We start from the raw sequence: 6369 nt of genomic DNA, 5'->3' as shown, positions 1-6369 counted from the left end.
CCTCCCGCTCAACACCCACCCGAAACAACACCCCCCGCCGTTCACTTTCGTCCCGCCCGTGCCTGTGAAAGGCCACTGTTCGGTAACTCATTGACCCCTCAGGTTTGAGCCACATAAGTTCTGCGTAAAGCTTGCTCCACAGGGACAGGCTCCCGCTCACCACCAGTGCTTGGGGGGAAAAGTGAACTGGTACCTCGACGTTCTGAAGAAGTACGCGGTATTCACCGGCCGGGCGCGCCGCCAGGAATTCTGGATGTTCGCGCTGTTCAACATCATCGCGGCGATCATCGTCATGGTGATCGACATGGCGATAGGTTCCTACCCGCTGCTGTACACCGTCTACGCCCTGGCCGTGCTCCTGCCCAGCCTCGGTGTGACCGTTCGCCGTCTGCACGACACCGGCCGCTCCGGCTGGTGGATCCTGATCGACCTGATCCCCTTCGTCGGCGCCATCATCCTGATCGTCTTCCTCGCCACCGAGGGGGCCGCCCAGGACAACGCCTACGGTCCGAACCCGAAGGCCGCCCAGGCGTACTGACGCCCCACTCGTCGGCGCCCCGCTCGTCGGCGACCTGCTCGCCGGCGGCCCGCTCGTCGAGACGCACAACCCCCCGGAAGCAGCGCTTCCGGGGGGTTTCCCTTTGCACACGCGCCGCATAGAGCCGGTACGGAGCGTTTGACCGCCCCGCCTTGTGCACGGCGGCACAGGACCGCCCGCGCCCGCCCCGCCTAGCCTCGCCGACACCAGGCGCGTCAGCACGCGAGCACACGCAGCAACGAGGGGCGGTACCACCGGTGAACTGGCTCATTCACGACTACCGCGAGAGCGATCTCGCCGCCGTCGTCCATCTCATCGACACCACGGCCGAGCTCGGCCAGGAGTCGGTCTTCTCGCTCGCCGAGTGCATCGGCGCCCTCACCTCCCGCCAGCCGGCCGTCGTCGCCGTCCACCAGGGCGCGCCCATCGGCGCGGCCCTCGCCTGCGTCGCCGGGGAGCGGGCCTGGGTGATGCGGATCGCGATCTCGTCGGCGTGGCGCGGCCGGGGCCTGGCCAGCGCGCTCCTGATGGAGCTGGAGCGGCGGCTGGTGGCGGCGCGGGTGGCCCGGATCGCGTACGTGCTGCCGGAGGAGGAGCTGCTCGGCGAGGGACTGCTGAACGCCGGCTACACCCGGCAGCCGGCCGTCGCCTACTTCGAGAAGGTCGAGCCGCTGCACGGCCCGGCCGCCGGCCTCCTCGACGACCTCGGTGGCCGGCTGCTGCCGACTGACCTCTGGGGCAAGGTCGCCGGCATGGAGCGGGAGAAGGACCTGATCGAACGGCGTGTCGTGCTGCCGCTCGCCGAGCCCGAGCGGGCTGCCAGGCACGGCGTGCGGCCGCCGCGCGCGATCGGTCTCTTCGGGCCGCCCGGCACCGGCAAGACGACCTTCGCCCGGGCCATCGCCTCCCGGCTCGGCTGGCCGTTCGTGGAGATCCTGCCGTCCCGGCTCGCCGACGAGGGCAACCTGGCGGCGGCGCTGCGCGCGGCCTTCGCCCGGATCGCCGAGCTGGACCGGGTGCTCGTCTTCATCGACGAGGTGGAGGAGATCGCGCCCGTGCGCGCCGAGCCGGTGCAGCCGGGCGGCATGCACGGCGTCACCAACGAACTCCTCAAGCTGATACCGGGGTTCAGGGAGCGGGACGAGCGGCTGCTCGTGTGCGCGACCAACTCGATCCGCTCGATCGACCCGGCGTTCCTGCGCCCGGGCCGCTTCGACTACCTCATTCCGATCGGTACGCCGGACAAGGCGGCCCGCGCCGCGATCTGGTCCCGTTACACCGACGCCCGCCCGGACGTCGACGTGGACGCGCTGGTCGCCGCCAGCGATCTGTTCACCCCGGCGGACATCGAGCACGCGGCGCGGATCGCCGCACAGAACTCCTTCGAGCGGGACCTGGTGGCGCTGCAGGCGGCGGCGCCCGGCGCGAGCACGGAGGACTACCTGGAGGCGATCGCGCAGTGCCGGCCGACGGTGACCGCCGAGATGATCGAGCAGTTCGGGTCGGACATCACGACGCACGCCCGCTTCTGACCGCGCGCGGTCCGCCGGTACCGGAGGACGGCGGGGCCGGCCGCCGGCCGCCTGACGGCCGGCTTCAAGCGGTGCGGCGGTAGAGCACCTGGTGGGCGTCCCACTCCGTGAACGACTCGGCGTGGGTCATCCCGACCGCCTCCAGGAGCCGGCGGGACGGCGTGTTGGCCTCCTGGGTGACGGCGACGACACTCCGCGTGTCCTCAAGGGCCCGCGCCACGGCCGCGGCGACGGCCTCGCGCGCGTACCCCTGCCCCCAGTGCTCGGGCAGGAACTGGTACGACACCTCCGTCTCGCCGCCCCGCCCGGCCCGCTCGACCGTGACAAGGCCGAGCACCACGCCGTCGGCCGCCCGCTCCACGGCACGACAGTGCGGCGCGCCGACGATCCGCCGCTGCCGGATCCGCACGACGGACTCGGTCACCGGGCCGCCGAGGTGCCGCCGCACCTCCGGGTCGGTCCACAGCCGCGTCATCACCGGGAGGTCCCGGGGGCGCACGGGGCGGAGCACGAGCCGGTCGGTGATCAGCGGTGCGTCGGAGGAGGAGGGCATACCTCGATGATGACAGGCCCCGGGACCTCCCGGCGACGCCCCGCAGACGCGGGTCACTCCCCCGTGACCAGCGCCTTCAGTCCTCCCACGCCAGGTCCACGAGGGCTTGGGCGTCCCGGGCCGTGGCCGTGTCCGCGTAGCCGCCGGAGGTGGCCACGCGGACGACGGGGCCGTCCTCGTCGGCCGGCTTCGGGCCGTTGGCGCGCAGGCCAGCGAGGCCGGCCGCGGCGGAGACCTCGCACCGGAGTCCCTGCCCCGCCAACTCGGCCTGAGTCGCTGCCAACTGAGGATCGGTCACGGTACGGGCCCCGCCACGGTGGCCGCCGATCTCGCAGTCCACGGCGTACGCGGCGGTCACAGCGGGTGGCGCACGTCCGGGTCGCGGAGCGAACGCTGAGCGATGGCAAGGGAGCCGGTGGACGCGGTAGGGGTGAACCCGCCGTCGGCCGGGTCGGTGCGGAGGCTCATGCCCCCATCCTCCGCTGGAGTGCGGCGAGCGCTCCGGCGTGTCGTCCGGGAACCCGGCGGCGCAGCTCGACGAGCGCCGGGCCGAGGGCACGGGCCCGGGCCGGGTCCTTGATCTGCTCCCACTGGTGGTGTGCCCGGTCCACCGCACCCTCGACGTCCGGCTCGTCCGGCTCCTGCCGCAGCCCGAGCCGGGCCTGCGCGGCGGCGATCCACAGCTCGCAGCTCCGGGCCGGCTCTCCGGCGAGCCGCGCCAGATCCGCCCGTACCTCCACCCAGTGCAGCGCCTCCGCCGACCTGGGCCCGTGCCGCCTGAGCGCCTCGCTCTCCCACGCGGCCGCCATCGCGGCGGCCTCCCCGTGCCGCCCGGCCATCGCCGCGGCCAGGATCGCCGGATGCGGGTCCATGTCCCGGCCGGGCCCGGGCGAGCCGTACCCGGCGGGGACCTCGGGCGCCTGCGCCGGACGCGGCGGCACGACGGCGGGGGTGCCCGCGCGGGGCGGGACCGGCGGCATGGTCGCAGGGGCAGGGGCGGGGGTACTCACGCCAGGCGGGACCGGCGGCATGGTCGCAGGGGCGGGGACGGGGGTGCTCACGCGGGGCGGGACCGGCGGCACGGCCGCAGGGGCGGGGACGGGGGTGCTCACGCGGGGCGGGACCGGCGGCACGACCGCGGGGGCAGGGGCGGGGGTGCTCGCGCGGGGCGAGGACGGCGGGTCGGCCGGGGGCCGCGACGCGCCGTACGCGCCTGGGGCACTCTCCTGGGCCCGGGCGTGCGCGGGCTCGGCGTGCCCCGCCTCCTCTCCCTCCTGCTGTCCCGCCTGCTGCACCGCCTGCTGTCGCGGCACCGCCATGGCCCCGGGCCCCGTCGCCGCGCTCAGCGGCGTGTCGGCCGACCCGTCGCCCACGCTCAGGAGAAGCGCCTCCTCCTGGCCCGCGGCCCGCGCCACCGCTCCCGCCTCCTCGTGCAGGGCGGCGAGCGCGGGACGCGCGCCCGACCGCCACACCGAGGCGAAGTGGCGGAGGTAGTCGGGCGTGTTGAGCGCGCCGCGCCGCGGGAAGGGGGTGATCCGGGCGAAGAGGCCGACGGCCGGGGCGAGTTCGAGCGGGCCCGGTCCGGCGCCGCGCAGCCGCTCCCACAGCTCCGGATCGGCGGACAGGTCCGCGATGACCGTGGTGGTGCCGGGTCGGCGCTGGGCGAGTTCGGTCGCGAGCCAGTGCCAGGGGAGGCCGGTGTAGCGGAGGGTCGCGGGGGTGCTGCGGGCGAGCGCGAGGTGCGGCAGGCGCTGGCGGCGGTCGAGTTGGAGCTGGCCCGCGAGGCACAGGGCGAGCGGGCCGGGCGCGGCCGCGGCGGCGCGCAGCCGGGTGAGGACGGTCTGCGGGTCGAGGGGGTCCGCCAGTTCGACGACCGTCGCCGTGTGCGTACCGGTGAGCACCCCCGCGGGCACCGCCGCGAGCACGGGCAGCACCGTCGCCGCGTCCATCGCCCGGCCTCTTCCGGCCGGCGCCGCCGCCAGCAGTACCGCCGTACCCACCGCGTTCACCTCGTTGCTCACCACCCCTGCACCGTAACGCGTGGCCGCCTGGCCGAATTGCGGACGGGGTGTGTCCGGATCGCCGCTGGGCCTTTGGCACATGCCAGAAGCACCACCGTATCGAGTGTTGCCAAATCCCTTACGGCGTGTCCCGGGCTGTGCGAGAGTCTTACCCGGGCTTTCCTTCCAGACCTGGCCGTGCCACGTCGCCTGCCTGCATCGGAGTACGACATGCCGTCCCATCTGTCCGCGGACCGTCCGGCCCAGCCGCCCGAGCCGGGCACGGTGGACGCGCTCATCAAGCAGACGCGCCGGCTGCGCGGCGGGGTGGACGCGGTGCGCCGGGACGCGGTGGTGAACGAGGACGACCCGCGCAACCGCTGGCAGCGCGCTCTGTGCGATCTCGCGGTGCACCAACTGGACGACCTCGACGAGCACTTGGGTCAGCTGAAGGCCGGGCTGCCCGGCGATGCGACGCCGGCCTTCGCTGACCCGTCCGGGGCCGCCGCCGCGTACGCCGAGCCGGCGGCCCCGCCCCGGCTCACCGGATCGCTCCTCTCCCGGGTCGGCAGCGCCGAGTGGGACCTGCTCACCGATGACGCACACTGGTCCGAGGAGCTGTTCCAGATCTTCGGCCGGCCGCGGGAGAGCGGCCCGATGACGCTGGACGAGCTGCCGTCGATGGTGTTCGCCGAGGACCAGCCGCTCCTCCAGGCGATGGTGACCGACTGTCTGATCGACGGGAAGCCGATCGACGGCGAGTTCCGCATCGTCCGCACCGACGGCCGGGTCCGCACCGTGCACATGACGGGCGAGCCGGTGCTCGACGCCGACGGCTGCACCGCCTCCATGTGGGCGGTCTTACGGGACGTCAGCGAGCTGCGCCGCAGCGAGCGCGCGGTCCGCGAGACCCGGGACAGCCTCCAGCGCCACCGGCAGATCGAGCACACCGAGCGGCGGGTGGCGGTCGAGCTCCAGGAGGCCGTGCTGCCGCCGTGGCGCGGCTCGCTCCGCTTCGCCCACGACGGCCCCGCCCCGCTCGACGTGGCCGCCCTCTACCTGCCGGCCGAGACGACCGGCCTCATCGGCGGCGACTGGTACGACGCGCTGGCGCTCCCGGACGGGGACGCGCTGCTCACGGTCGGCGACCTGACCGGGCACGGCGTCGCCGCGACCTCCTCGATGGCGATGCTGCTCGGCGCACTGCGCGGCATGGCCGTGGCCGGGATCCGGCCGGGCGCCCTGATGGGGCACCTCAACCAGCTCCTGGAGACGTCGGTCCAGCCCGCCCTCGGCAGCGCGCTGTGCTGCCGCTACGACCCCGCCGCGCAGACCCTCGCCTGGGCCCAGGCCGGCCACCCCGCCCCGGTGCTGTTCCGGGACGGGACGGGGCGCGCCCTGAGCCGCCCGGAGGGCGTGCTGCTCGGCGCGACGACCGGGGCGGTGTACGAGGAGGCCGAGACGCGGCTGCTCCCCGGCGACCTGCTCCTGCTGCACACCGACGGACTGACCCGCACCGGCGACGCCCCGGAGGACACCGGTCCGGAGCGCCTGCTGGCTCTCGCCCCGCGCCTCACCACCGCGCGCGACGCGCAGGACTGCGTCCGGTCGGTGGTGGAGGAGTTCGGCGAGGGTCCGCGCGAGGACGACGCCTGTGTGATGGTCGTACGGGTCGGGGACGGGCGCTGAGCACCGGGCCGGCGGCCCGCCCGCCGGTCCTCGGCCCCGATGGCGCCAATGGCCCCG

Annotated in this window: 6 protein-coding genes; 3 read left to right on the top strand and 3 right to left on the bottom strand. The window is 74.7% G+C overall.

Annotated elements, in window-relative coordinates; translation table 11 throughout:
* Nucleotides 1-181: 181 nt before the first annotated feature.
* Together ACWEV0_RS04565 and ACWEV0_RS04560 are read left to right on the top strand one after the other, a co-directional pair.
* A complete protein-coding gene (locus tag ACWEV0_RS04565; RefSeq protein ID WP_453146389.1) occupies nucleotides 182-538 on the top strand; it encodes a DUF805 domain-containing protein in 357 nt (118 codons plus the stop codon).
* A 257-nt stretch (nucleotides 539-795) separates the two neighbouring features.
* Nucleotides 796-2070 (top strand): ATP-binding protein, encoded by a 1275-nt coding sequence (locus ACWEV0_RS04560; protein WP_453146387.1) that lies wholly within the window; start codon nucleotides 796-798, stop codon nucleotides 2068-2070.
* A 64-nt stretch (nucleotides 2071-2134) separates the two neighbouring features.
* On the opposite strand, the gene ACWEV0_RS04555 is transcribed toward ACWEV0_RS04560, so the two are convergent.
* The 3 genes from ACWEV0_RS04555 to ACWEV0_RS04545 form a co-directional block, all read right to left on the bottom strand.
* A complete protein-coding gene (locus ACWEV0_RS04555; RefSeq protein ID WP_453146386.1) occupies nucleotides 2135-2623 on the bottom strand; it encodes a GNAT family N-acetyltransferase in 489 nt (162 codons plus the stop codon).
* 76 nt (nucleotides 2624-2699) lie between these two features.
* A complete protein-coding gene (locus ACWEV0_RS04550; protein ID WP_453146384.1) occupies nucleotides 2700-2906 on the bottom strand; it encodes a hypothetical protein in 207 nt (68 codons plus the stop codon).
* A 181-nt stretch (nucleotides 2907-3087) separates the two neighbouring features.
* Nucleotides 3088-4644: a hypothetical protein gene (locus tag ACWEV0_RS04545; RefSeq protein WP_453146382.1), complete on the bottom strand. Its 1557-nt coding sequence runs from the start codon at nucleotides 4642-4644 to the stop codon at nucleotides 3088-3090.
* A gap of 210 nt (nucleotides 4645-4854) precedes the next feature.
* Here ACWEV0_RS04545 and ACWEV0_RS04540 point away from each other — a divergent pair, with 210 nt between their 5' ends.
* Nucleotides 4855-6312, top strand: a complete 1458-nt coding sequence (locus ACWEV0_RS04540; protein WP_453146381.1) for a PP2C family protein-serine/threonine phosphatase — start codon at nucleotides 4855-4857, stop codon at nucleotides 6310-6312.
* Nucleotides 6313-6369 lie beyond the last annotated feature (57 nt).

The organism is Streptomyces sp. NPDC003943 (genome assembly GCF_053605265.1).
This window is presented reverse-complemented; position numbering and strand designations above follow the sequence as displayed.

Bases quoted from the DNA above. Each gene is read 5' to 3' on its own strand.
- ACWEV0_RS04555 (WP_453146386.1), bottom strand. From the start codon at position 2,623: ATGCCCTCCTCCTCCGACGCACCGCTGATCACCGACCGGCTCGTGCTC.
- ACWEV0_RS04540 (WP_453146381.1), top strand. From the start codon at position 4,855: ATGCCGTCCCATCTGTCCGCGGACCGTCCGGCCCAGCCGCCCGAGCCG.